At 66.6% G+C, this 25,245-nt stretch carries 24 protein-coding genes; 4 read left to right on the forward strand and 20 right to left on the reverse strand.

The features are described 5' to 3' along the window. Window positions 1-32 precede the first annotated feature (32 nt). Complete coding sequence (locus ACOABP_RS01120) at window positions 33-1,472, reverse strand: glycerophosphodiester phosphodiesterase family protein (RefSeq protein ID WP_474226613.1); 1,440 nt, start codon at window positions 1,470-1,472, stop codon at window positions 33-35. Window positions 1,473-1,809: 337 nt separating this feature from the next. Here ACOABP_RS01120 and ACOABP_RS01125 point away from each other — a divergent pair, with 337 nt between their 5' ends. Beyond that, complete coding sequence (locus ACOABP_RS01125; RefSeq protein ID WP_474226614.1) at window positions 1,810-2,721, forward strand: NAD(P)H-binding protein; 912 nt, start codon at window positions 1,810-1,812, stop codon at window positions 2,719-2,721. A gap of 6 nt (window positions 2,722-2,727) precedes the next feature. On the opposite strand, the gene ACOABP_RS01130 is transcribed toward ACOABP_RS01125, so the two are convergent. Beyond that, the gene (locus tag ACOABP_RS01130; RefSeq protein WP_474227881.1) at window positions 2,728-4,143 is read right to left on the reverse strand and encodes a DHA2 family efflux MFS transporter permease subunit; all 1,416 of its coding nucleotides are present in this window, start codon (window positions 4,141-4,143) and stop codon (window positions 2,728-2,730) included. Between the two features lie 137 nt (window positions 4,144-4,280). Next, window positions 4,281-4,751 (reverse strand): SRPBCC family protein, encoded by a 471-nt coding sequence (locus ACOABP_RS01135; RefSeq protein ID WP_066733424.1) that lies wholly within the window; start codon window positions 4,749-4,751, stop codon window positions 4,281-4,283. A 219-nt stretch (window positions 4,752-4,970) separates the two neighbouring features. Here ACOABP_RS01135 and ACOABP_RS01140 point away from each other — a divergent pair, with 219 nt between their 5' ends. Then, window positions 4,971-5,381 (forward strand): VOC family protein, encoded by a 411-nt coding sequence (locus ACOABP_RS01140; protein ID WP_474226615.1) that lies wholly within the window; start codon window positions 4,971-4,973, stop codon window positions 5,379-5,381. Between the two features lie 187 nt (window positions 5,382-5,568). Here the strand turns inward: ACOABP_RS01140 and aceB are convergent, their stop codons facing one another. Then, window positions 5,569-7,152 carry a malate synthase A gene (gene aceB, locus ACOABP_RS01145; RefSeq protein WP_474226616.1) on the reverse strand — a complete coding sequence of 528 codons (1,584 nt, stop codon included), beginning with the start codon at window positions 7,150-7,152 and terminating at the stop codon, window positions 5,569-5,571. 47 nt (window positions 7,153-7,199) lie between these two features. After that, window positions 7,200-7,901: a haloacid dehalogenase type II gene (locus tag ACOABP_RS01150; protein WP_474226617.1), complete on the reverse strand. Its 702-nt coding sequence runs from the start codon at window positions 7,899-7,901 to the stop codon at window positions 7,200-7,202. 167 nt (window positions 7,902-8,068) lie between these two features. Between ACOABP_RS01150 and ACOABP_RS01155 the strand changes: the two genes are divergently transcribed. Together ACOABP_RS01155 and ACOABP_RS01160 are read left to right on the forward strand one after the other, a co-directional pair. Continuing rightward, window positions 8,069-9,025, forward strand: coding sequence for a LysR family transcriptional regulator (locus tag ACOABP_RS01155; RefSeq protein WP_092594026.1), 957 nt, complete (start codon window positions 8,069-8,071; stop codon window positions 9,023-9,025). A gap of 132 nt (window positions 9,026-9,157) precedes the next feature. Beyond that, window positions 9,158-9,592 carry a universal stress protein gene (locus ACOABP_RS01160; protein WP_474226618.1) on the forward strand — a complete coding sequence of 145 codons (435 nt, stop codon included), beginning with the start codon at window positions 9,158-9,160 and terminating at the stop codon, window positions 9,590-9,592. Between the two features lie 219 nt (window positions 9,593-9,811). Here the strand turns inward: ACOABP_RS01160 and aceA are convergent, their stop codons facing one another. From aceA to ACOABP_RS01235, 15 genes are all read right to left on the reverse strand, one after another. Next, a complete protein-coding gene (gene aceA, locus ACOABP_RS01165) occupies window positions 9,812-11,107 on the reverse strand; it encodes an isocitrate lyase (RefSeq protein WP_066733434.1) in 1,296 nt (431 codons plus the stop codon). A gap of 304 nt (window positions 11,108-11,411) precedes the next feature. Continuing rightward, the gene (locus ACOABP_RS01170; RefSeq protein ID WP_474226619.1) at window positions 11,412-12,434 is read right to left on the reverse strand and encodes an alpha/beta fold hydrolase; all 1,023 of its coding nucleotides are present in this window, start codon (window positions 12,432-12,434) and stop codon (window positions 11,412-11,414) included. Between the two features lie 66 nt (window positions 12,435-12,500). After that, window positions 12,501-12,920, reverse strand: coding sequence for a gamma-glutamylcyclotransferase family protein (locus ACOABP_RS01175; protein ID WP_474226620.1), 420 nt, complete (start codon window positions 12,918-12,920; stop codon window positions 12,501-12,503). Window positions 12,921-13,038: 118 nt separating this feature from the next. After that, window positions 13,039-13,893: a LytR/AlgR family response regulator transcription factor gene (locus ACOABP_RS01180; protein WP_474226621.1), complete on the reverse strand. Its 855-nt coding sequence runs from the start codon at window positions 13,891-13,893 to the stop codon at window positions 13,039-13,041. Window positions 13,894-13,966: 73 nt separating this feature from the next. Further along, window positions 13,967-15,124 carry a sensor histidine kinase gene (locus ACOABP_RS01185; protein ID WP_474226622.1) on the reverse strand — a complete coding sequence of 386 codons (1,158 nt, stop codon included), beginning with the start codon at window positions 15,122-15,124 and terminating at the stop codon, window positions 13,967-13,969. A gap of 294 nt (window positions 15,125-15,418) precedes the next feature. Beyond that, window positions 15,419-16,366: a CysB family HTH-type transcriptional regulator gene (locus tag ACOABP_RS01190; RefSeq protein WP_066733443.1), complete on the reverse strand. Its 948-nt coding sequence runs from the start codon at window positions 16,364-16,366 to the stop codon at window positions 15,419-15,421. Then, window positions 16,363-17,469, reverse strand: a complete 1,107-nt coding sequence (locus ACOABP_RS01195) for a sulfate/molybdate ABC transporter ATP-binding protein (protein WP_474226623.1) — start codon at window positions 17,467-17,469, stop codon at window positions 16,363-16,365. Before ACOABP_RS01195 ends, ACOABP_RS01190 begins: the two co-directional genes overlap by 4 nt. Continuing rightward, window positions 17,466-18,356 (reverse strand): sulfate ABC transporter permease subunit CysW, encoded by an 891-nt coding sequence (cysW, locus tag ACOABP_RS01200; protein ID WP_066733445.1) that lies wholly within the window; start codon window positions 18,354-18,356, stop codon window positions 17,466-17,468. The genes ACOABP_RS01195 and cysW overlap by 4 nt, the downstream gene beginning before the upstream one ends. 1 nt (window position 18,357) lies before the next feature. Further along, complete coding sequence (gene cysT / locus ACOABP_RS01205; protein ID WP_474226624.1) at window positions 18,358-19,293, reverse strand: sulfate ABC transporter permease subunit CysT; 936 nt, start codon at window positions 19,291-19,293, stop codon at window positions 18,358-18,360. A gap of 108 nt (window positions 19,294-19,401) precedes the next feature. Beyond that, window positions 19,402-20,067, reverse strand: a complete 666-nt coding sequence (locus ACOABP_RS01210) for an RBBP9/YdeN family alpha/beta hydrolase (protein WP_474226625.1) — start codon at window positions 20,065-20,067, stop codon at window positions 19,402-19,404. 106 nt (window positions 20,068-20,173) lie between these two features. Next, window positions 20,174-20,989, reverse strand: coding sequence for an EAL domain-containing protein (locus ACOABP_RS01215; protein WP_474226626.1), 816 nt, complete (start codon window positions 20,987-20,989; stop codon window positions 20,174-20,176). A gap of 39 nt (window positions 20,990-21,028) precedes the next feature. Then, a complete protein-coding gene (locus ACOABP_RS01220) occupies window positions 21,029-21,946 on the reverse strand; it encodes an ATP-binding cassette domain-containing protein (RefSeq protein WP_474226627.1) in 918 nt (305 codons plus the stop codon). Window positions 21,947-21,961: 15 nt separating this feature from the next. Next, the gene (gene ssuC, locus ACOABP_RS01225; protein WP_474226628.1) at window positions 21,962-22,783 is read right to left on the reverse strand and encodes an aliphatic sulfonate ABC transporter permease SsuC; all 822 of its coding nucleotides are present in this window, start codon (window positions 22,781-22,783) and stop codon (window positions 21,962-21,964) included. Between the two features lie 13 nt (window positions 22,784-22,796). Next, window positions 22,797-23,960, reverse strand: a complete 1,164-nt coding sequence (ssuD, locus tag ACOABP_RS01230) for an FMNH2-dependent alkanesulfonate monooxygenase (RefSeq protein ID WP_474226629.1) — start codon at window positions 23,958-23,960, stop codon at window positions 22,797-22,799. 50 nt (window positions 23,961-24,010) lie between these two features. After that, window positions 24,011-25,030 carry a sulfonate ABC transporter substrate-binding protein gene (locus ACOABP_RS01235; RefSeq protein ID WP_474226630.1) on the reverse strand — a complete coding sequence of 340 codons (1,020 nt, stop codon included), beginning with the start codon at window positions 25,028-25,030 and terminating at the stop codon, window positions 24,011-24,013. Window positions 25,031-25,245: the final 215 nt, after the last annotated feature.

Below are 25,245 nucleotides of genomic sequence, written 5' to 3' on the forward strand. Positions count from 1 at the left end.
CGTCCCTTCCCTCATCCAGCCGTCCGGCCGGCCTAGCGTCCGGTTTCCTTCAGGTACTGCGCCCGCGCCGCCACGGCCGTATTGGCGAAGTCCGAGAACACGCCGTCCACGCCGGCCCGGAACGCGTCCAGGTACTCGCCCACCGGATCGCCCTTGTACTTGCCGGGCAGATAGCGCGCCTCGTTGCGGAACGTGTACGGATGCACGAAGAGCCCGGCCTTGTGCGCATCGGCGATCAGGCTGGTGGGTTCCACCGAGTTCACGTCGGCCAGCGACCCCGTGTAGGGCGTGCCATCGGCGTTGGTGGCCTTCCACGGCGTGACCTTCCAGGCAAAGACCTGCGGCTTCCACGGGCCGATGCCGTCGGCATAGGTCTTGATCTCGGCCAGGCCGGCCGGCGTCAGCATTTCGCCAAACCAGCGCGAGTCGCCGGTGATCGTCCAGCTGTACGGCCGGCCGTCGACAAACGCGTAGTCGTCGTTGGTCTGGTAGATCATCTCGCCAGTCTGGTAGTTGACCGCGTTGCCGTCCACCAGCTGCACCATGCGCGCCAGCACGCCCTTCGAACGCATGTACTTGAGGCTGGCCGGATCAAAGCTCTGCAGGAAGATCGGCGCGGTCTTGCTGTTCAGGTTGTTGGCGTTCAGGAACTGGATCAGCGCGTCTTCGAGCGGCCGCGAGCCCGCCGCGCCGCAGCCGTTGGCGATGGCCTGCGCGTTGTTCCAGTACGGGTTCTTGGCTTCCGGATAGATCGTGAAGGTCTTGCCGGTCACCGCCGACTTGGCGCGCGCGATGTCGTAGACCTCCTGCAGCGTCAGGATCGGGAACTGGCCATTCAGCGCCGTGGGGCGCACATCCTTGGCGTCGTAGGTGGTGCCCCGGATCCACTGCTTCAGCTCGGCCACCGTGAAATCGGTGATCGACCAGTCATTGGTGTGGTCCTCGCCGTCGACGACCAGCGAGCGCAGCACCGACGTGGGATCGGCCGGATTGGTCAGGTCGGTCAGATAGGTTGACGGACCGCTGGTGGGCGTGGTCGGCCACGACACCGGCACGCGCACGCCGGGCACGGTGCGCTTGCGCGCGGCCACCGTGGCGTTGGTCGCGGCGACCGCGGCAACGTTGGTGTTGTCGCTGAGCCAGGGGTTGTGGCGCACCACGAGCATGCAGTCCTTGCTCAGGTGGACGTCTTCCTCGAGCGAATCGGCGCCCGCATCGGCGGCGCCTTCGTACGACACCTGCGTTTCCTCCGGATACAGGCCCGGCAGCCCGCGATGGCCGATCACCAGCGGCGGATTGCCGTCGAGCGTCTTGAGCGCGGTGGGGGTGGCAGGCGTGGTCGGCGTGGTCGGCGTCTGGGCGGCTGGGGTGGTTGAGCCGTTGTTGTCGTCGCCGCCGCATGCGGCCAGTGCCAGGCTGCCGGCCAGCGCCGCCAGCAGGTACGCCACGCGGGCCGGGGAGCCGTTCATCATTTGTTTCATTTTTTGTCGCTCGCTAAGTGGGATGGACGAAGCGCGAGCGACGAAGCAGGTGTGCCAATGCGATGCCCTTCACCGCATTGCCGGAATCGTTGCTGCACGCCTCGACGCATAGCGTGTGGCGTGCATGTGTCACGCACGTGAAGCACCTGTATCGATAGCGTGACAGTCGCGCTACCATGCACGCCATGACATCTGCCTTCCTTGCTTCCCGCTAGGGATCCCAAGCCATTCCGCCCGGCACGCCTGCCCTGTCACGCGTGCCGGCTACGCGTGCCAGTGACCGGCCCGGCCGGATCATTGGCGCCGCGCCATGTCGCAAGGAAATGTCATGCAGACGCAGAACCTTCTGGTGACCGGTGTATCCGGGCACTACGGCCGCCTCGCGGCCACCCATCTCGTTGAATCCCGCCCCGCCGGATGGCGTGGCACCACCACCCTGATCGGCACCACCCGTACGCCTTCGCAGGCTCGGGATCTGGCTCGCAGAGGGGTCGATGTGCGCCCGGCGGATTTCGACCAGCCATCGAGCCTGAACGACGCATTTGCCGGCGCAGATCGCCTGCTGCTGACCAGCACGGCTGCGGGATATGCCGGGGCGCGCCGCGTGCAGCAGCATCGGCACGCGATCGCGGCCGCGCGGAAAGCCGGCGTCGGGCATATCGTCTATGCCTCGTTCATGGCCTCGGCCGATTCGCCGCTGGCCGCGCTGGCCGCAGACCATGTGGCCACCGAACAGGCATTGCGCGCCGCCGGCATCGGCCATACCGTGCTGCGCCACGCGTTCTATATGGAAATGGTGCTCGCCACGGCCCGCCAGGCCATCGCGTCGGGCGTACTGCGGACGCTGAACGCCCACGCCGGGGTGGCATATGTCGCCCGTGCCGATTGCGCGCTGGCTGGGGCTTGCGCGCTGCGCGCCGATGTCGGGGCATCGGGTGCCTCCGTCGACATCACCGGCCCGCAGGCGGTCACGCCGATCATGCTCGCGCGGGCAATCCACGCCTGCCTGGGCATCGAGGTAAAGGTGGACGAGGTATCGGAGGATGTGTTGCGCACCAGCCTGGTTGCCGGCGGCCTGCCAGACCCGGTGGCGGGAATGCTCGTCTATCTGGAGCGCGGCATGGCGCAGGGGGCGATGCAGGTGGTCAGCCCCGACTTCCGGCGGATGACCGGGCGCGAGCCAGGCGGTGTCGAAGCGTTCCTGACGCAACACCGCGAGGCCCTGGCAGCCAACCGCTAGGCGGCGTCAGCCCTCGGGCACCGGCCGCGGGCGGATGCGCCATGCGGCCAGGATGGCCGTGGCGATCACGATCCCCACGGCCAGGAACGTTTCATCGAAGGCCTGGATGCGCGCGGCCTGTGCCGCTGCATCGCCGCCCTTGCCCAGCACCGCGCCATGCTCGGCCAGGCGCCACTGCAGGCCCACCCCGGCCAGGCTGACACCAATCGCGCCACCGAGCTGCCGCAGGAAGTTGATGCAGCTCGACCCCTGCGGAATCATCGAGAAATCGACGCCCCGCATCGACCCCAGCGTCAGCGACGGCAGAATGCACCCCAGGCCGATACGGCCAATCACCGCGTACAGCACCAGCAGCACGTACGGCGTGGCCATCGATCCGGTAGCCATCAGCAGGAACGACCCCGCCAGCAGCGCCAGCCCGAACGACACCTGGCGGTGCGGCAGGATGCGGCTGGTCAGCCGCCCCGCCACCGCGATCGTCACCGCCAGCGCAATCCCGGCCGGCATCAGCACCAGGCCAGCCGCCGACGGCGTGTAGGCCAGCGCCATCTGCATGTAGACCGGCAGCAGGTAGGTGGAACCGAACAGGCCCGCGCCATAGATGAAGGCCACCACGGCACCGGCCGAGAACTGGCGGTAGCTGTACAGCCGCATGTTCATCAGCGGATCTGGTGCGCGCAGCTGCCAGGCAACAAAGGCCGCCAGCATCAACACGCCGAACACGGCCAGCCCGAGGCCTTCCCCGGCACTGGAGCGCATTTCCACCAGTCCGTTGAGCAGGCTCACCGTGGCGACGCCCACCAGGGCCAGGCCGCGCCAGTCCAGCGGCTTGCGCTCGCCCATCATCGCCGAGTCCACGGCCATGTAGCGCCGCGCCATCCACAAGCCGGCCAGCGTCAGCGGCACCACCACGAAGAAGATGGAGCGCCAGCCGAACAGCTCCACCAGGAAGCCACCCACGCTGGGGCCGATGGCCGGCGCCAGCACCACGCCAAACCCGAACAGCGACAACGCCTTGCCCTGTTCGCGTTCATCGAAGACGCGCAGGATGAAGATATTGGGCAGCGGCTGCATGATGCCGGCGGCAATGCCTTCGGCCACGCGCATGGCCAGCATGACGCCGAACGTGGGCGAGAACCCGCCGATCAGCCCGCCCCCGCCCAGCAGCACCAGCGTACCGATGAACGTGCGGCGCAGGCCGTAGCGGTTGAGCAGCCACGGGGTCAGCAGCATCGACAGCGTCATGGCGATCATGAAGCTGGCGGCCACCCATTGGGCACGCTCCTGGCCCAGGTCAAAATGGCGGCTCAGGTCGGGAATGGCGACATTGACGATGGTCGACGACACGATCGACGACATCGTGCCCAGCATCAGCGTGACCAGGATCAGCCAGCGCAGGCGGTCGCCGTAGCGGGCGCGCAGGTCGGCACGCGTGGGGCCGCCACGGCGGCCCGCCGACGGGTCCGGCTCGCCTGGCTCCCCGGGTGCCTGCGATCCGCCAGCGCCTCCTCCGTGGGCATCCCCGCTGCCGGTACTTGCCGGCGCAGTGGATGGGCGGCTCACCCGAGCCGTCCTGTCGCGGCGATTTCCCGGATCTTGCGAACCGTATCGAGGTCGGCCTCGTGATAGGCCGACTTGACGATCTCGGCGTAGCGGTTGTCGCCGCTCGCGTCCACGTTGGGCATGGTGGTCTGATAGATGAAGCGGACCAGCAGTGCGCCAGGCGCCGGGGTCTCGATAATCATCTCCAGCGTGCCGCCCGCATGTTCGGCGGTCGGGGCCGACTCGTACCGTACGGCGCGGCGCGGTTCGTAGGCCACGCGGTCGCTCACGCTGGCCTTGCCGAAATGCAGCACGCGTTCGATCCAGCCATCGCCCCGCCCGACGATCTCGGCGCTGTCCAGCCCGAGCATGAACAGTTCCGGCGATTCCGCCCGCAGTACAAGGCCCTGCCAAAGCTGGTCCGGCGTCAGCGGCTCCAGCGTGGGATTGCCTGGGTCATTGATTTCCACCAGGTGTTCGAAGCGCAACTTGAATCTCCAGATCGTAGATTTCCGTATTATGGGGCTTCCCGCGCGCCGCTGTCCGCCCCCAGGACCACCAGTCCGGGGTGACGGCCTGCGCATCACTCCTGACAGCTGGTGTCAGGAGCCCGGGCGCACAATGCTCGCCCGGTTCAAGCAAGCGTCAGGAGTCGTCAGGAGCGGCTGCCCGGCGCCGCGCATCGGGAGAACGCTCAGGAGGCAGGCATGGAGTTGTTGATCAACATCGACGTCGATGACCTCGAACGCGGCATCGGCTTCTATGAGGCAGGATTGGGATTGCGGCTCAACCGCAGGCTGTTCGACGGCACGGTGGCCGAGTTGCACGGTGCCTGCGCGCCCGTGTACCTGCTGGCCAAGGCGCCCGGCACCGTGGCGACCACACGGGCCGATACCCGGCGCGATTACGTCCGGCACTGGACCCCGGTGCATCTGGACTTCGTGGTCGAATCGCTGGAACCGGCCATCGAGCGGGCGCTCAGCGCCGGCGCGGAAATCGAGGACTGGCCACGGGAATTCGACTGGGGCCGCCAGGCGATGCTGTCCGACCCGTTCGGGCATGGACTGTGTTTTATCGAATGGAAGGGCCAGGGATACGGGGCCGGGGGCGCGCCATAGATGGCCCACCCGGCAATCGGACCCCGAAAATAGCGCCCCGCCGGTAACACCCCGCCGATAGCGCATCCGCCGGCATGGCCGCCGCCATTGCCCGGCGCCCTCACCCGCCCAACAAAAAACCCCACGGCTCGCACCGTGGGGTTTTTCTGTTGGCTTTCTGGCGAAACCGCCATCACCAGGGCTGACCTCAGACTTCCTCGTACAGCGGCAGCGTCAGGAATTCGGCAAAGTCTTCCGACGTCGACATTTCCTCGAAGATCTTTGCGGCGCGGTCATAGGTCGGGCCCGTGCCGGCCACTTCCTTGACCTTGGCCAGTTCTTCCGGAATCAGCGCGCGCACCAGCTCGGCGGTGACCTTGCGGCCGTCCTCGAGCTTGCCCTTCGGCGAGCGGATCCACTGCCAGACCTGCGAACGCGAGATCTCGGCCGTGGCGGCGTCTTCCATCAGGTTGTGGATCGGCACGCAGCCGTTCCCGGCCAGCCAGGCACCCAGGTAGTGGATGCCGACGTTGATGTTCATGCGCAGGCCGTGTTCGGTGATCGGCGTTTCCGGCTGGAAGTTCAGCAGGTCGGCGCCCTTCACTTCCACGTCCATGCGCTGCTTCTCGAACTGGTTCGGCTTGTCGCCCAGCACGGCCACGAATTCCTTCATTGCCGGCTCGACCAGGCCCGGGTGGGCCACCCAGCCGCCGTCGTAGCCGTCGGTGGCGTCACGACGCTTGTCGCTGATGATGCCTTCCATGGCGATGGCGTTCTTTTCCGGATCGTTCTTGATCGGGATCAGCGCGCTCATGCCGCCGATGGCGGGCGCACCGCGCTTGTGGCAGGTCTTCAGCAGCAGCAGTGCGTACGAACGCATGAACGGCGCGGTCATCGTCACCTTGGCGCGGTCGGCCAGGCAGAAGTTCTTGTCCACCTTGAACTTCTTGATGCACGAGAAGATGTAGTCCCAGCGGCCGGCGTTCAGGCCAGCGCTGTGGTCGCGCAGTTCGTACAGGATTTCTTCCATTTCGAACGCGGCCAGGATCGTCTCGATCAGCACCGTGGCCTTGACCGTGCCTTGCGGCAGGCCAACTTCCTTCTGGGCCATCACGAAGACATCGTTCCACAGGCGCGCTTCCAGATGGCTTTCCATCTTCGGCAGGTAGAAGAACGGGCCGTCGCCGCGGGCGATCTGTTCGCGGGCGTTGTGGAACAGGAACAGCGCGAAGTCGAAGATGCCGCCCGAGACGCGCTTGCCGTCGATCGTGACGTGCTTTTCGTCCAGGTGCCAGCCGCGCGGACGCACCTGCAGCGTGGCGATCTTGTCGTTGAGCTTGTAGTGCTTGCCGTTGCTGTCCAGCGTCAGCGTGCGGCGCACGGCGGCCTTCAGGTTCACCTGACCCTGCATCTGGTTGTGCCAGTTCGGGGTGTTGGAGTCCTCGAAGTCGGTCATGTAGCTGTCAGCGCCCGAGTTGAAGGCGTTGATCACCATCTTGGCTTCGACCGGGCCGGTGATTTCCACGCGGCGGCATTCCAGTGCCTTGGGCACCGGGGCAACCTTCCAGTCGCCTTCGCGCACGTTCTTCGTTTCCGGCAGGAAATCGGGGATCTCGCCGGCGTCCAGGCGCTTGGCGCGTTCCACGCGTGCAGCCAGCAGTTCCTGGCGGCGCGGCTCGAAGGCGCGGTGCAGCTTGTCGACCAGGGCCAGGGCTTCCGGCGTGAGGATGTCTTCGTAGGCCGGCAGGATCTCGCCGGTAATCTTCATGCCCGCGGGCAGCGTGATAGCCATCAGTCTTCTCCTGTAGGTGCGATGGTGTATTTAGGGGGCCCTGCCTGTCAGACCGTTGCGCCCGAGGCGGCAACGAAGGCAAGCAGGTCGTTCATGTCGTGCCCGGTGCCGGTGGGCGCCACGTCCAGGCGCTCCGCCGGGTGGCCGGCACGGTTGATCCAGTAGGTGGTGTAGCCAAACCACGTGGCGCCGCAGGCATCCCAGCAGTTCGACGAGACAAACAGGATCTCGCCGGCTGGCAGGTCGAAGGCCTTCGGGCCCAGCGCGTAGGCAGCCGGCGCGGTCTTGTACTGCTTCACGGCATCGACCGACAGCACATGGTCGAACAGCCCGTGCATGCCGGCGCTCTTGACCGCGATATCAAGCATTTCCGGGTTGCCGTTGGACAGGATGCCCAGCGGCAGGTTGGCGCGCTTCAGCCGCTTGAGTGCCGCCAGGTTCTCGGGGAACGCCGACAGGCACGCGTATTCCTTGAGCAGCTGCGCCTGCGCGGTGTCATCGAGCTTCAGTTCGAGACGGTCGGCGGCATAGCGCAGCGCATCGATCGTGATGTCCCAGAACGGCTTGTAGCGCGCGCCGTCCGGCGCGGCCAGCGAACGCAGCCGGGTGTAGTCGATCTGACGCTCGCGCCAGAGCAGGGCCAGTGCCTCGCCCTTGCCCGGAAACAGCTGCTCGGCGCGCGCCGTGACCGAATACACGTCGAACAGCGTGCCGTAAGCATCGAAAACTACCGCGCGGATTTTGTTCATCTCTCAAAACGCCAGGGACTGAATGGACCTGTACACGATTGAATGCATGGAATTCTAGTGATGCGCTGCAGTGCGGCAAATAGGCTCGCTGTCACTTGATCTTTTACTTTTGCACTACTAATCTTTGCCATCCCCATCAAGACTCGTGTACAACCGAGCTAACATTCGTGGACCACTTCAAGCAACTGGAGACTTTTGTATCGGTGGCGTCACGTGGCAGCCTCTCCGCTGCCGCAGCCGCCGAAGGCGTGGCGCCGGCCATCATCGGCCGCCGCATCGATGCCCTGGAAGAACGGCTCGGCGTGAAACTGCTGGTGCGCACCACCCGCAAGATCACGCTGACGTTCGAAGGCTCCGCGTTCCTGGAAGACTGCCAGCGCATCCTCAACGATCTCCACAATGCCGAAGCCAGCGTCTCCGCCGGCGGGGTCAAGGCCAGCGGCCACCTGCGCATCACCGCGCCGGCCGGCTTTGGCCGCAAGCACGTGGCGCCGCTGGTGCCGCTGTTTATCGAATCCCACCCCGACGTCACGCTCACGCTCGACCTGTCCGACCGCGTGGTCGACCTGGTCAACGAAGGCTTCGACTGCGCCATCCGCCTGGGCGACCTGCCCGATTCGAGCCTGGTATCGATCCGCCTGGCCGAAAACCGCCGCGTGGTCGTGGCGTCGCCCGAATACCTGGCGCGCGCCGGCACCCCCGCCCTGCCTGAAGACCTGGCACGCCACAATTGCCTGCACTTCGGCGCCAGCGCCAACGTGCAGCGCGGCTGGGTGTTCCAGCAGGATGGCCGTGCCGTCACCGTCAAGGTGGGTGGCAACATGGAATGCACCGACGGTGCCGTACTCCATGCCTGGTGCCTGCAGGGCCACGGCCTGGCTTGGCGCTCCTGGTGGGAGGTCGGCCAGGAAATCGTCAGCGGCCGGCTGGTGACCGTGCTCGACGAATTCCAGGCGCCGCCCATCGGCATCCACGCCGTCTTTCCCCAGCGCAAGCACCTGCCCCTGCGCGTCCGGCTGTTTATCGACCATCTCAAGAACACCTATGGCAACCCGGCCTACTGGCGCCGCGCCGAACAGGCGCCCAGCAGCGCCGCCGCCGAAGTCCACGCGGTCGTCGCCTGACACCGTCCGTTCGTTGTCAATCGCAGAATCTTGATATTTCACAATGACGAACACTGCACACTGACTACAATCGATTCAGACAGGCGCCCCGCTGGCCTGCACCCGTTCCCACTCGTGAAAGGAGGTCCCGGTATGTTCAAGCACATCCTGCTGCCCACCGACGGTTCGGAGCTGTCCAAGAAGGCCATAGACGGCGGCCTGGAACTGGCCAAGGTCATCAATGCCCGCGTCACCGCCTACGTCTGTCTCGAGGAATATCCGTATACGCCCTTCAGCGAGATCGTGGTCGAGGCCCCGCAGGCGTTCAAGGAACGCATCGAGAACCAGGCCAGGCTGTACCTGAAGGAAATCGAAAGCGCCGCCGCGGCTGCCGGCCTGCCCTTCGACGCCGACATGACCACCTTCGCGGTGCCCTACCTGGGCATCATCGACGCCGCGGAGCGCCATGGTTGCGACGTGATCTTCATGGCCTCGCACGGCCGGCGCGGGCTGTCAGGCCTGCTGCTCGGCAGCGAGACGCAGAAGGTGCTCACGCATACGGATATTCCAGTCATTGTTTACAGGTAGGCACTAGCAAAACGATTCTGGCGTCATTGCGCGGTCTTGGCCGATCCACTACTGTCTGCGGCCGCGCGCTTTGGCCAGAACCGCTGCGCTTCGTTTTGCCAGCGCCCTTGAACTCTGCGGTCCTTCAAAAAAGCCGCGCCGTGGTTCGCACGGCGCGGAGCCAAACTGACGGCGCGATGGTCGCGCGCCGTCCCCGAATCCCCTTTCCGTTCAGAAGGCTCAGGCCACCTTCTTGTCGAAGAACTGTTCGTCTTCGGTCGATCCCTTGAGCGCGGTCGTCGACGACTGCCCGCCTTCGATGGTCTGCGTCACGGCGTCGAAGTACCCGGTGCCCACTTCGCGCTGGTGCTTGACGGCGGTGAAGCCCTTCTCGGCCGCCGCGAACTCGGCTTCCTGCAACTCCACGAAGGCCGACATCTGGTTGCGGGCGTAACCGTAGGCCAGGTTGAACATCGAGTAGTTCAGCGAGTGGAAGCCGGCCAGCGTGATGAACTGGAACTTGTAGCCCATGGCGCCCAGTTCGCGCTGGAACTTGGCGATAGTGGCGTCGTCGAGGTTCTTCTTCCAGTTGAACGACGGCGAGCAGTTGTAGGCCAGCAGCTTGCCCGGGAACCTGGCATGCACCGCCTCGGCAAATTTCTTCGCGAATTCCAGGTCCGGCTTGCCGGTTTCGCACCACACCAGGTCGGCCACTTCGGCGTAGGCCAGCGCGCGGGCGATCGACTGGTCGATCCCGGCCTTCGAACGGAAGAAGCCTTCCACGGTGCGCTCGCCGGTCAGGAACGGCTGGTCGCGCTCGTCCACGTCCGAGGTCACCAGGTCGGCGGCTTCGGCATCGGTTCGGGCGATCACCAGCGTCGGCACGCCCGACACGTCGGCGGCCAGGCGCGCGGCGGTCAGCTTGGCCACTGCTTCGCGGGTCGGCACCAGCACCTTGCCGCCCATGTGGCCGCACTTCTTCACCGAGGCCAGCTGGTCTTCGAAGTGAACGCCGGCGGCGCCCGCCTCGATCATCGACTTCATCAGTTCGAACGCGTTCAGCACGCCGCCGAAACCGGCCTCGGCGTCAGCCACGATCGGCGCGAAGAAGTCGGTGTCGCCCTTGCCTTCGCTCCACTGGATCTGGTCGGCGCGCTGGAACGTGTTGTTGATGCGCTTGACGACCATCGGCACCGAGTTGGCCGGGTACAGCGACTGGTCCGGGTACATTTCGCCGGCCAGGTTGGCGTCGCCGGCCACTTGCCAGCCCGACAGGTAGATGGCCTTCAGGCCGGCCTTGACCTGCTGCATGGCCTGGTTGCCGGTCAGCGCGCCCAGCGTGTTGACGAACGGCTCGGTGTTCAGCAGGTGCCAGAGCTTTTCGGCACCGCGGCGGGCCAGCGTATGCTCGATCTGGACCGAACCCCGCAGCTTGACCACATCCTCGGCCGTGTAATGACGTTGCACGCCCTTCCAGCGCGGGTTGGTATCCCAGTCCTTTTGAAGGGCGTCGATCTGTTGTTGGCGGGTCGTCATGTTCACTCTCCTGTAACGATTTCGAGATGGCATGGAAATCGGTGACTGCTCCCCGTCTGCCGCCTGCGGGGGACTCGGGCCGCCTGTGCCGCCGGCGTCTCAAGTCATGTGTCTTATATAAGAGTGTAGGGAAACTTCCCGCGTTGCAACAAGCGGCGACCGTAACCAGGACACAGTTTTTTATTTTATAAAAATCAATGTGTTACGACCGTCTTTCCACGATACGGCATGAAATCTTTCATGATGAGAAACGCAAGCGCCGATACGGGGTGCGCATTTTTGCGGACCAAAACATCATTTCGCATCATGAAATTTTGGCAGCCTCCGGGTCGACACGGGCCGCCTCCAGCGCGGGTGACGCGGGCGCGCCATCGAGATGGTCGACAAATTCGCACACCATGGCCGCCATGCGCTGCGGATGGGACAGCGGCAGCCAGTGGTGCGCCTCCACCTGTCGGCGCCACAGCCGGGCCACCCAGCGGCCCAGGCCTTCGGTCACGGCCGGACGCACGTAGCGGTCGCGCGTCGGCACGATGATCTGCACCGGCGCATGGGCCCGGCGCTCGCGCGGCGCCTGCAGCCGCGCGCGGATGTTGGCGCGATACAGCCGCAGCCCGTGGATGCCGTCGGCCGTCTGGGTGGGACTGGCCGGCACGTGCAGCCCTTCGGTGCGGCGCAGCCAGAACGGCCAGCCGCGTCCGAGCCAGAGCTTCCAGTTCCATTCGGGCAGCAGCGGAATATGAAAGAACACGATGTACCAGGACGCCAGGGCCTGACGCAACGTAGCGCCCCATTGCTTCAGGCTGCGGCGCCCGCCGGCGCGCAACGCACTGGCCGCGTGGTCCAGGCACGGTCCCGAACACGATGTGAACGACGCGATACGGCCATACAGGCGCGGATCGGTCACGAATTCCCAGCCCTGTATTGATCCCCAGTCGTGGCCCACCAGATGCACCGGCCGATCCGCCGACACGGCGTCGAGAACCGCAATGAAGTCGTCGGCCAGCCGTTCCAGGCGATAGTCGGCCACGTCGGGCGGCGCATCGGACTGCCCTGCCCCGCGCACGTCGTAGGCGATGACATGGAACCGTGCCGCCAGCGCCTGTGCCACACCGTGCCATACCTCGCTGTTGTCGGGATAACCATGCACCAGCACCACCACGGGATGCGCGGGATCGCCCCAGGCCGAGGCGGTCAGGCGGACGCGGCCGGACTGGATATGGAAGCGGAGCGGAGAACCGGCGGGAGAACTTGCGGAGCGGTCAGGCGGCGGCAGGGTCATCGGCGGGCGCGGTACGTTGACAATATGGATGTCATCGCCAGCCATGCTAACGCCGTCGCGTGCCGCGTGACGGCGTTTGAAGTGTTTCGTCCTGGTGAGTTTTAAGCGACCTCAGGCGGCCGCGGCAGTATCGCGTGCCTGGCGATGGGCCACCCAGTCGCCGCCGTCAATGCGGGCCAGGCCGGCGACTGCAGCATCGGCCACCGGGTATAGCAGGCAATCCGTGGGCGCGCCGTTCAGCACCACGGGCCGGGTTTCCCGGATAAACAGCGTGGCCTGCCCCGGATAGACCTCCTCGATCTCGTCCAGCACCGGCAGCAACGCATCGGGAATGTCGTACACGTCGCCCAGCACCGGGCCGGCCGATGCATCGAGCACCAGGCCCGGATAGGTGCCGAAGTCATAGAGGCGCCCTGCAATGCTGGCCGTGCCGACCAGCGTCGCCGCGCCGATGCCATGCCGCACGGCAGCCTGGTTCAGATCGTTGACCTCGCCGGCACGAAGAGTGCCGTAGACAAACACACGCTGCATGGCGCAATCCTTTGTTGACGGAAAAGCCCATGGTAGAGGAAGCCGTGCGGCGACGGAACCACGGCACCGCGTTTCCCCGCCATGGTGCATCCCGCCCCGATACCAGCCTCGGCCGCCCCTACATCTGCTTGAACAGGTGCGCGTACTGCCTGGCAACCGGCAGCGATTCGGGCCGGTCGCGCAGCTTCAGCGACAGGCGGCCCAGCGACTGGTTCACGGCGCTGGCCACGCAGTCGATATTGACCACCGTGCCGCGATGGATCTGCCAGAAGCGGTCGGGGTCCAGTTGCTGGGTCAGTTCGCGCAGGCTGGTGCGGATCAGCGCCTCGCCGCTGGTGGACACCACGTTCACATACTTGTCGGTGGCTTCGAGGTACACCACCTCATCGACCGGGATGATGCGCACCTCCTGCCCCACCAGCGCCTTGATAAAGCGCAGGTAGTGGCCGCGCGGGGCGGCTGCCGGCTGCTCCAGCGACTCCAGCCGCTGCAGCAGTTGTGCCAGCCGGTCGGTGTCGACCATGGTGCCGATGTCGGTGGCGGCTTCATCGCTGTCTGCGCCGGCATCGTCCTCCGCAGACTCGGCAGACTCTGCCGCCTTGGCGCTCAGGCGGGCCTTCAGGCGCCCTACCGTGGCCTCCAGGCGTTCGTGCTGCACGGGCTTGAGCACGTAGTCCACGGCCGCGCGTTCGAAGGCTTCCAGCGCAAACTGGTCGTAGGCGGTGACGAACACCACCAGCGGCGGGCGATCGAACTCGATCAGCTCGCGCGCCACATCCATGCCGCTCATGCCGGGCATGCGGATATCCAGGAACGCCACGTCTGGCTGGTGCGTGCGCGCGGCCTCCAGCGCGGCCATGCCGTCATGCACCACGGACGCGATCGTGGCTTCGGGCCACAGGGCTTTCAGTTCGGCTTCGAGCACGCGGGCGAGCAGCGCCTCGTCGTCGGCAATCAGCAGGGTCGGAGACATGCAGGACAAAGGTCAGAAACGGAATGGTTCAAGGGGGTTCGCCCGGACACCGTCGCGGCGGGGCGAAGCCGCATCAGGTCCGGGAAATGGCCGGTGCCACGGTGGCGGGCGCCGCGGGGCGCGCATCCGGTGCGGCGCGCATCGGCACAAAGGTGGGCTCGGTGCTGCGCGTAAGCGGCAGCGTCAGCCGCACCACCACACCGCGCGGCGCGTTCTCTTCCATCTGCATCGTGGCCGCCGCGCCAAAAATGCGGGCCAGCCGCTCGCGCACGTGGGTCAGCCCCAGGCCGGAGCCCCCCTTGCTGCTCTGGCAGAAGCCCACGCCGGTATCGGTGATCAGCACCTGCAGGCTGCCGTCGCCGGCCTGGCGCGCAGACAGCATGATCTTGCCGCCGCGCATGCACGGTTCGATGCCGTGCGTGACGGCATTCTCCACCAGCGGCTGGATCAGCATGGGCGGAATCTCGGCATCGGCCAGCGCTGGCGGCAGGTCCACCTCGTAGTCGAGCCGGGCACCGAAGCGCATGCCCTGGATGTCGAGGTAGCTGCGCAGCAGTTCGAATTCCTGCGCCAGCGTGCAATGCTCGGCGCGCGTGTGCGACAGCGACATGCGCAGGAAGCCGATCAGCCGCTGCAGCAACTGGCGCGCGGCGCGCGGATCGGTGGCGATCAGGCCGTCAAGGTTGGCCAGCGAATTGAACAGGAAGTGCGGCTCGATCTGCGCCTGCAGCGCCATCAGCTGGGCACGCACCAGCTGCTTCTCGGCCTCCTCGCGCTGCAGTGCGTCCAGTGCCGCCTGGCGTTCCAGATAGGCCAGCTTTTCGCGCGACCAGTAGAAATAGATCATGCTGGCCGATGCCAGCATGCCGACGATCAGGCACATGCGCAGCATGTCGCCCGTGGCGGCGGCAGACTTGACGGGAAGCTGCAGCAGTTCGCGCGTGGCCCAGCTGCCCAGCACCACGCCCATCGGCACGGCCACCACGGCCAGGCACATGAACGGCCAGCGGCGCGGGCGGTCGTTCCACCAGATCAGCACGCGCGGCACGTCGATCAACACCCAGATCGACAGGCCGATCAGCTGGCTGTAGACAAAGTTCTGCACCAGCGTGCCGCCGGTCTGGAAGCCATAGTTGAGGCTGACCGCGATGACGGTGTTCATGCAGAGCACGAACAGCAGGTCTCGCGCAAGAATATTGAGCCGTGACGGCACCGCGCATGACATGCGCATATTTCTCTCCCTCCTTCTCCTCCACAAACCGCGTGCAAATCTGTGATGCACTGCAGCATAGGCAGCGACCCGGGCATTCGGCGGGTTCCGGGCACTGCGATGAAGGGCACTTTACGCCGGAGCGCGACGGGAGAAAAGCGCCGTGCGACGAACTGGCGGCAGACGGCGCGAGAGGTTCAGGGATTCGACCGGTGGGTCGTACGCGCGTTTGACGGCGCGCGGCCGCCAGGCAGGCATGGGACGGCCCGCCTGGCGGTGCAGGGTAGCAAGCGGATTGCCGGCCGCGGGCCGGTCTCAGGCCGCCACTGCCAGCCGACTGGTCGCCTCGGCCATCGCGGTGGACACGGTGTCGCGCGACAGGTGCGGCGCGAACATGTTGATGAACGCATGGGCGTAGCCGCGCAGGTAGGCACCGCGCCGCACGGCCACGCTGGTGGTGTTCGGCTCGAACAGGTGATCGGCCGAAATCTGCGTCAGGCCGGCGTCCTTGCGCGAGTCGTAGGCCATTGACGCGATGATGCCCACGCCCAGCTCCAGCTCGGCATAGGTCTTGATCACGTCGGCATCCATGGCGGTCAGCACGATTTCCGGCTGCAGCCCGGCCGCGGCAAACGCGCCGTCGATCTTGCGGCGCCCGGTGAAGCCCGCGTCGTACGTGATGATCGGGAAATTACTCAGGTCTTCGAGCGTGGGCTCGGGCAGGCGCGTCAGCGGATGTTCTGGCGACACCACGATCACGTGCTGCCAGCTGTAGGCTTCGAACGACGTCAGACCCGCCTCGCTGGCCACGGCTTCGGTGGCGATACCGATATCGGCCTGCCCCGTCAGCAGCAGTTCCACGATATGCGACGGCGACGCTTCCTGCAGCGCCAGCGTCACGTGCGGATATTCGCGCCGGAAGCTCTGCACCACCTTGGGCAGCGCGTAGCGCGCCTGGGTGTGGGTGGTGGCCACGGTCAGGCGGCCCGTATGGCGGCCGGCGAATTCGTCGCCGGCCTGGCGCAGGTTCTCGGCTTCGAGCAGCAGCCGTTCGACAATGCGCACGATCTCGCGGCCCGGCTCGGTCAGGCCGGTCAGGCGCTTGCCGTAGCGCTCGAAGATCTCCACGCCAAGCTCTTCTTCAAGCTCGCGGATCTGGCGCGACACGCCCGGCTGCGACGTGTACAGCGCGTTGGCCACTTCGGTCAGGTTGAACTGGCGGCGCACCGCCTCGCGAATCGATCGCAGTTGCTGGAAGTTCATCGTGCCGCCCCTTGTTCCTGTGTTGTTGTCTGGTTGCGGTTGAAGACGCGCAGCTGGCGCGGACGCACCGCCAGCAGCTCGCCCTCGCGGAAGCCCTGGTGCCGGAAGCGTTCCAGCGGCAGCGCCACCTCGATCACGTCCTGGTTGTCCTCGCGTTCCAGTTCCAGCTGGGCCACCGGGCCCAGCGTCAGCGCGCGGCGCAGCGTCACGGCGATGCCGTCGGTGCCCGGCGCATAGCGCTCCAGTTCCAGGTCGTGCGGACGCACATAGGCCACTGCATCGCCGGCCGTCTCGTAGCCGCTGCCCACCACCGGCAGCACGGCCTCGCCGGTGTGCAGCAGGCCGCCGCTGTCGCCCACTTCCAGGCGTCCGTGGAACAGGTTCACGTTGCCCAGGAAGCCGAACACGAACGGCGTGGCCGGATGGTTATAGACCGCTTCGGGCGTGCCGAACTGCTCCACGCTGCCGCGGTTCATCAGCACCACCTGGTCAGCCACTTCGAGCGCCTCTTCCTGGTCGTGGGTCACGAACACGCTGGTCACATGCAGTTCGTCATGCAGGCGGCGCAGCCAGCGGCGCAGTTCCTTGCGCACCTTGGCATCGAGCGCGCCAAACGGCTCGTCGAGCAGCAGCACGCGCGGCTCCACGGCCAGCGCGCGGGCCAGCGCGATACGCTGGCGCTGGCCGCCCGACAGCTGCGCCGGGTAGCGGTCGCCCAGCCAGTCCAGCTGCACCAGTTCCAGCAGCGACTTCACCTTCTCGCGGATCTTCGCCTCGGACGGACGCTCGGCGCGCGGCTTCACGCGCAGACCGAAGGCCACGTTCTCGAACACGGTCATGTGCTTGAACAGCGCGTAGTGCTGGAACACGAAACCCACGTTGCGCTGGCGCACGTGCTGCGACGAGGCATCCTGCCCGGCCAGCACCACCTGGCCCGCATCGGCGCGTTCCAGGCCGGCGATGATGCGCAGCAGCGTGGTCTTGCCGCAGCCGGACGGGCCCAGCAGCGCCGTCAGTTCCCCTTCGGCAAAGTCCAGCGAGACGTCGTTGAGCGCCACGAAGTCGCCAAAGCGCTTCTGCACGTTCCTGACCTGAATGCTCATGATGGCTGCCCTTCCGATGCGTGTTCACGGCTGGCGCGCACTTCCACCAGCGTCTTGATTCCGAGTGTGACCAGCGCCAGCAGCGTCAGCAGGGACGCCACCGCGAACGCGGCCGCGAAGTTGTATTCGTTGTAAAGAATTTCCACGTGCAGCGGCATGGTGTTGGTCAGGCCGCGGATATGGCCCGACACCACGGACACGGCGCCAAACTCGCCCATCGCCCGTGCGTTGCACAGGATCACGCCGTACAGCAGGCCCCAGCGGATGTTCGGCAGCGTCACGTGCCAGAACGTCTGCCAGCCCGAGGCGCCCAGCACGATGGCCGCCTCTTCCTCCTCGCTGCCCTGCGACTGCATCAGCGGGATCAGCTCGCGCGCCACGAACGGGAAGGTCACGAAGATCGTTGCCAGCACGATGCCCGGCACGGCGAACATGATCTTGATGTCGTGCGCTTCGAGCCAGGGGCCGAACCAGCCCTGCGCGCCGAACATCAGCACGTAGATCAGGCCCGAGATCACGGGCGACACCGAGAACGGCAGGTCGATCAGCGTGATCAGCAGGTTCTTGCCCCGGAAATCGAACTTGGCGATGGCCCAGGCCGCCGCCACGCCGAACACCACGTTGAGCGGCACGGCAATGGCCGCCACGGTCAGCGTGAGCTTGATGGCCTCCACGGCATCGGGCTCGATCAGGGCGGCCAGGTAGGTGTCCACGCCCTTGCGCAGCGCCTCGTAGAACACCGAAGCCAGCGGCACGAACAGGAACAGCGCCAGGAACAGCACCGCCACGGTAATCAGCGTATAGCGCACCCACGGCGATTCGCCCGTGGCGTCGTGCGGATGGTGGGCGGCAGCCGTGCCGCCCAGTCGGGATACAGCGCCGGCCATGTCAGTTCGCCTCCGGGTTGCCGTCAGGCAGCGCGGCTGCGCGGGCACCGGTCTGGTGACGGCGCGTCCAGGCCTGCAGCAGGTTGATCAGCAGCAGCAGCACGAACGAGATCACCAGCATCACCACGGCCACCGCCGTGGCGCCGGCATAGTCGTACTGCTCCAGCTTCGAATAGATCATCAGCGGGGCAATCTCGGACACCATCGGCATGTTGCCGGAGATAAAGACCACCGATCCGTACTCGCCGGTGGCGCGTGCGAACGACAGCGCAAAGCCGGTGAGCAGCGCCGGCAGGATGGCCGGCAGGATCACGCGCCCGAACGTCTGCAGACGCGACGCGCCCAGGCTGGCCGCCGCTTCCTCCAGTTCGCGCTCCACGTCTTCCAGCACCGGCTGCACCGTGCGCACCACGAACGGCAGGCCGATGAAGGTCAGCGCCACCACCACACCCAGCGGCGTGAACGCCACCTTGATGCCATGCGGCTCCAGCCAGCGGCCGATCCAGCCGTTCCCGGCAAACAGCGCGGTCAGTGCAATGCCGGCCACGGCGGTAGGCAGCGCAAACGGCAGGTCCACCAGCGCATCGATAAAGCGCTTGCCGAAGAAGCGATAGCGCACCAGCACCCAGGCCACGATCAGGCCGAACGCCGTGTTGACGATGGCCGCGATCAACGATGCGCCAAAGCTCAGTTCCAGCGACGCCACCACGCGCGGGTTGCTCACCGTGGTCCAGAAACCGTCCCAGGCCAGCGTGAAGGTCTTCAGGAATACCGCCGACAGCGGGATCAGGACGATCAGCGTCAGGTAGAAGATGGTGAAGCCAAGCGACAGCCCAAAGCCCGGCAACACGGTAAAGCGCTGGGCCGGCGCCGCGCGCAGGGGCGCGGCCGTGGCCGTCGGCGGGGGCGCGTCCGCCAGGGAAATCGAGGAAGGCATGCGTGTCTCGTCTTATGAAACCGGCGCATAAGGCGCCGGCGTACGAGACAAATTTTGCAGATGCGTCCTTATAAACAGAACGAATCTTTCCGAATTTTCTTAGACGGTTTAGATATAAGGCGATGCCTGCGCGACGTCCGCGGACGCTTCCCAGGTGTCGGAACCGTCCCCCAGGTGCAGAATACGTCCCTTCGAGTCGATCCGCTGCAGCAACGTGGCAAGCAAGGCCTGCCCGGCCGGCCATTCGTCGAGCCGGGAATCGGCATTGATATGACCGAGCGCACCGGCATCGACCAGTTCGCTGCCCCAGAGCGTGCCCCAGCTGAACGCGGTGCGCTGCGACATCCACGGATCGTTGGTACTCGCCACCAGCACGGTCGGGAACGGCAGGCGCCAGGTGGGCAGCAAGGCACCCACACCGAACTTGTCGGGATCGGCCGGCGCCACCAGCAGCGCACCGGCAATGCCCACCGGGTCCAGCGACGCCTGGCGCAACGTGGCCAGGCAGCCAAAACTGTGCGCCACCAGCACCGCGCCGCGCGATGCGACGCGCAAGGCACGCGACACCCCTTCCGAGACCCGCTCGGCCCACAGCGGCAGGCTGGGGCGTCCCCAGTCGTGCTGCTCGATGCGCTGCCAGTCCGGATACAGTCCTTCCCAACGGCTCTGCCAGTGCGCGGGGCCGCTGCCATGCAGGCCCGGAACGGTCAGGATCTGCAGGCCGCGCGGCACTTCCAGCCGCGCGACACCACCCGATAGAGTCGATGCCGCCATACGCTCTCCTTCTCTGCTTCGTTGTTCAAGTCTTATAGGAACTGCCTGGGTATTGCGTTTTGTTGCCTTGCTGTTACTGCCGCACGCGATGCCGGCTCGATGCCGCCTACGAAGCACTGCCGGTCTGCAGCGGTTCACGCAATTGCCGTGCCGGTACCGGGCCACCCGCCACCGCCTCGCCCTGCCCCAGCGCGATGCCCGCGTTCTGCAGCCGCTCCACGGCTTCGTCGTTCTGCAGCCGACGGCCGATCAGGGTGACGCCGGCGCCCTCGGCGCTGGCACGCAGGCCGGCGAGCTGGCGGTCGGTCCAGAGGCGGCGCATGTCCAGCTTGAGCCAGTCGGGCAGCGCATGCGCCATCAGCGCGCCAGCCTCGGCCGGGTCCGACGCCTGCAGGCTGACGGCAAACCCGTTGCGGCGATAGTTGCCCACCACGTGCAGCAGCAGCGGCAGGTCGTCATTGGCGCTGGCAGGCACCTGGATCACGAAACGGTCGACGGGCAGGCCCAGCGATTCCAGCGCGCGCCGGAACGCGGCGCCGTGGTCGTCGGCCACGGCGGCCAGCAGGCGGTTATGCACGTTGAGCACGAGCTTCTGCTCGCCATGGGCGGCGAAGTAGTTCATCGCATGCACCAGCCGCGACAGGCGGTCCAGCGACACCAGCGACGCATCGTCGGCGGCCATCGCGAACAGCTTCCAGGCCGCCAGCCCCACGCCGTCGTCGGCATAGGTGCGGATGGAGCCCTCGTGGGCCACCACCTCGCGGTCGGCCAGGGTCACCAGGGGTTCGAACGCGCTGGTCAGCGAGCAGTTGAAGTACTGGCCCTGCACCTGGCCGCGCGCGTCGCGCCACAGCTCGCGGCCGGGCACGGGCTCGCGCGGGAGCGTTTCAAGGTAGCGTTCAAGTGCGGAAGCGTTGGTCATGGTGAGGTCCATGTCGGTACGCGCGGTTCGCCTGATTGCTCATGATAGAAGCTCCTCGGCGGGCCATGCGTGAAGATTCGTTGATGATGCAGAGACTGTCGATGACTGCCGCATCACGCGGCGCAGGACGGTGTCTTCGAGTTGCGCAAACGCCGCCGATCCGCGCTGGCGCGGACGCTCAAGCGCCACGCGCTGGTCCAGCGCGATGCGGCCATCCTCGATCAGCACCACGCGATCGGCCAGCGCAATGGCCTCCGATACATCGTGTGTGACGAGTAGCGCCGTGAAACCGAGCCGGCGCCACAGCGATTCGATCAGCGCCTGCATGTCGATGCGGGTCAGCGCATCGAGCGCGCCCAGCGGCTCGTCCAGCAGCAGCAGGCGCGGATGGTGAACCAGCGCACGTGCCAGGGCCACGCGCTGGCGCTGGCCGCCCGACAGGCGTGCCGGCCATTCGTCGGCCCGCTCGGCCAGCCCCACCTGCGCCAGCACGGCAGCCGCGTCGGCGCGGCGCTCGCGCGGCAGTCCCAGCGCGACGTTATCGAGTACACGCTTCCAAGGCAACAGCCGTGCGTCCTGGAACATCACGCGGATACTGTCCTGCAAGGTTCGGCTTTGCTGGCGATCAAGCTGCGGCTCCTGCTGATGGTCGAGCAGCACGGCGCCCTCGTCGGCCGGCTCCAGCCCCGCCACCAGCCGCAGCAGCGTGCTCTTGCCGCAGCCGCTGCGCCCGACGATGGCGACGAACTCGCCCGGTGTCACGTCGAGGTCGATGCCGTGCAGCACCTCGCGGCCGTTGTAGCGCTTGACCACCTGCTGCACGCGCAGCGCGATGCCACCGGTGGCCGGCGCCTGGCGCTCTTCGGCAGCCGCCTCGCGCCGTGCCAGGTCACGCCGGGCCAGATCGCGCTCGGCCCACGCCAGCGCGGCCTGCTCCACGGGAAATAGCGTTTGCATGAGGAGATCTCCTTGTCAGTTGGTCTGGTAGCCCGGATGCCAGCGCAGCCAGAACCGCTCCAGCGCGCGCGACAGCACATCGGCCAGCTTGCCCAGCAGCGCATAGAGCAGGATGCCGACCAGCACCACGTCGGTCTGCAGGAATTCGCGAGCATTCATCGTCATATAGCCAATGCCCGACTGCGCCGAAATGGTCTCGGCCACGATCAGGATCACCCACATCAGGCCCAGCGAAAAACGCACGCCCACGAGGATGTTCGGCAACGCGCCGGGCAGGATGACCTCGCGATACAGGCGCCAGCCCGACAGGCCGTAGCTGCGCGCCATCTCGACCAGACCCGGGTCCACCGCGCGGATGCCGTGGTACGTGTTCAGGTACACCGGGAAGAACACCCCCAGCGCCACCAGGAACAGCTTGGCCGTCTCGTCGATGCCAAACCACAGGATCACCAGCGGGATCAGCGCCAGCGTGGGGATGTTGCGCACCATCTGCAGCGTGCTGTCGAGCAGCGTGGCCGCCGTGCGGAACGTGCCGGTGAGCAGGCCCAGCAACAGCCCCAGCCCGCCACCCACGGCCAGGCCGATCAGCGCCCGCCAGGTGCTGACCCAGACGTGGCGCCATAGCTCGCCCGAGACGGCCAACGACCACGCCGCCTCCACCACGGCCAGCGGCGCCGGCAATACGCGGTTCGACAGCCAACCCAGTTGCGACGCGGCCTGCCAGGCCACAATCAGCAGCACCGGCACGATCCACGGCGCGATGGCCTGGGCCGCGGATTTCCTTGCAGCCTTGCTGGCGGCCTTGTTTGATGCCTTGTTCGATGAGGGTGTCGACATGGTGGCGCCCTCCTCAGCTTTGCGAAGCCCGCGGCACGATGCCGGTGGCCATCACTTCGCCAAACGGACCCGACAGCACCTGGCCGGGCAGCTTGTCGCGCACCGAGCGCGGCAGCAGCGGGAAGACCAGCTCGGCAAACCGGTACGCCTCTTCCAGATGGGGATAGCCCGAGAAGATGAACGTGTCGATGCCCAGCGCCGCGTATTCCTTGATGCGGGCCGCCACGGTCTGCGGATCGCCCACCAGCGCCGTGCCCGCGCCCCCGCGCACCAGGCCCACGCCGGCCCACAGGTTCGGACTGATTTCCAGTGCCTCGCGGGTGCGCCTGGCACCGCCAGCGTGCAGGGCCGCCATGCGGCGCTGGCCTTCGGAATCCATCTTCGCAAAGACGGCCTGGGCGCGCGCCACGGTTTCGTCGTCAAGGCGGCTGATCAGGTCGTCGGCGGCGGCCCATGCGGCCGCTTCGGTTTCGCGCACGATCACGTGCAGGCGGATGCCGAAGCGCACCGTGCGTCCATGCTTCGCGGCACGGGCGCGCACATCGGCAATCTTCTTCGCCACCTCGGCGGGCGGCTCGCCCCAGGTCAGGTAGGCTTCCACCTGTTCGGCGGCCAGGTCATGCGCGGCCGCCGACGATCCGCCGAAATACACCGGCGGATGCGGGCGCTGCACCGGCGGGTACAGCACGCGCGCGCCCTTCACGTTGATGTGCTTGCCTTCGAAGCTGATGTCGCCGTTGTCGTGGCTGGCCGCGAGCACGTCGCGCCAGACCCGGATGAACTCGGACGACGCCTCGTAGCGCGCGGCGTGGTCCAGGAACAGCCCGTCGCCTTCCAGTTCGGCCACGTCGCCGCCGGTCACCAGGTTCACCAGCAGGCGCCCGCCCGACACGCGGTCGAAGGTGGCGGCCATGCGCGCGGCCAGCGTCGGCGTCATCAGACCCGGCCGCACGGCCACCAGGAACTTGAGCTGGCGCGTCACCGCGGCCAGTGCCGAGGCGGCCACCCACGGGTCTTCGCACGAACGGCCGGTGGGAATCAGCACCCCTTCGTAGCCCAGCGTATCGGCGGCCACCGCAATCTGCTTCAGGTAGTTGAAACTGACTTCGCGCGCCCCTTCGGACGTGCCCAGGTAGCGGCTGTCGCCGTGGGTGGGGATGAACCAGAAAACTTGCATGTCGAGCCTCTTTTTATCGGTTGCGATGCACGGCCTGGCGATTCCGCTATTCAGCGTTGCGCCGTGGCGGCCGGTGGTTGCCAGGCGGCATCGGCCACCTTGATCGGCTTCGGAATCAGCTTCAGCGTCACGAACGCGTCGGCAATGCGTTGCTGTTCGGCCAGCACACCGGCCGTGACCGGCTTCGCGCCATAGGAAAACCTTGAAACTGCGAGTTCAAGCACGCCGGGATCGAGTCCGGTTTCCTTTGCCAGGAACTGCGTGGCGTCCCTGGGGTTCTTCTCGGCCCACTGGCCCAGTTGCGCGAGTTCGTCGAGGATCGCGTTCACCACGTCCGGGCGCGCATTCGCATAGGGGCGCGATGCCAGGTAGAACTGATGGTTGCTGACCACGTTCTTGCCATCGGCGCCACGGCCATCGGCCAGTACGCGGGCATCGAGCTGCTTTTCGGCGGCCGCCAGGAACGGGTCCCAGATCACCCAGGCGTCCACGGCGCCGCGCTCGAAGGCCGCGCGGGCGTCGGCGGGCGGCAGGTACACGGGCTGGATCTCGCTCCAGGCGATGCCGGCCTTTTCCAGCTGACGCACCAGCAGGTAGTGGACGTTCGAACCCTTGTTCAGCGCCACGCGCTTGCCGCGCAGGTCGGCCACCGACTTCAGCGCCGATGCCTTCGGCACGACGATGGCCTCGGACGTGGGGGCCGGCGGCTCGTTGCCGATATAGGCCAGCTGCGCCCCGGCTGCCTGCGCAAAGATCGGCGGCGCCTCGCCCACGGTGCCGAAATCGATGGCGCCGACGTTCAGGCCTTCCAGCAACTGCGGGCCGGCCGGGAATTCGGTCCATTTGACGGTGATGCCCTGCTGCGCCAGGCGCTTTTCCAGCGTGCCGCGCGCCTTGAGCAGCGTCAGCGTGCCGTACTTCTGATAACCGATGCGCAGCTGCTTCGGATTCACGGTCTGCGATTGCGCCTGGGCCGGCTTGGCCAGCAGGCCGTAGGACAGGCCGGTAGCTACCACGAGCGCGCCCAGCAGCAGGCGCCGGCGCAGGGAAAGCGGTTTGAACGATGTCATGACGGAATTCCTGAAGAGGTGAAGTTCGAAATCGATGGCGGCACGACGCCCTGCCGGCGCATCGCACGGCATGCAGGAAGGTCATGCGTTGGGAAACTTCAGGTCAGGCGGGACATCGCCCCATGGCGACGCGGGATGGCAGGACAGCGCGAACAGCGGACATCTCGGGCTCCTTCGTCAGGCGCTCCGGGACGGCTGGCACGGTCGCGGGCGCG

This window comes from Cupriavidus sp. HE11 (assembly GCF_056097175.1).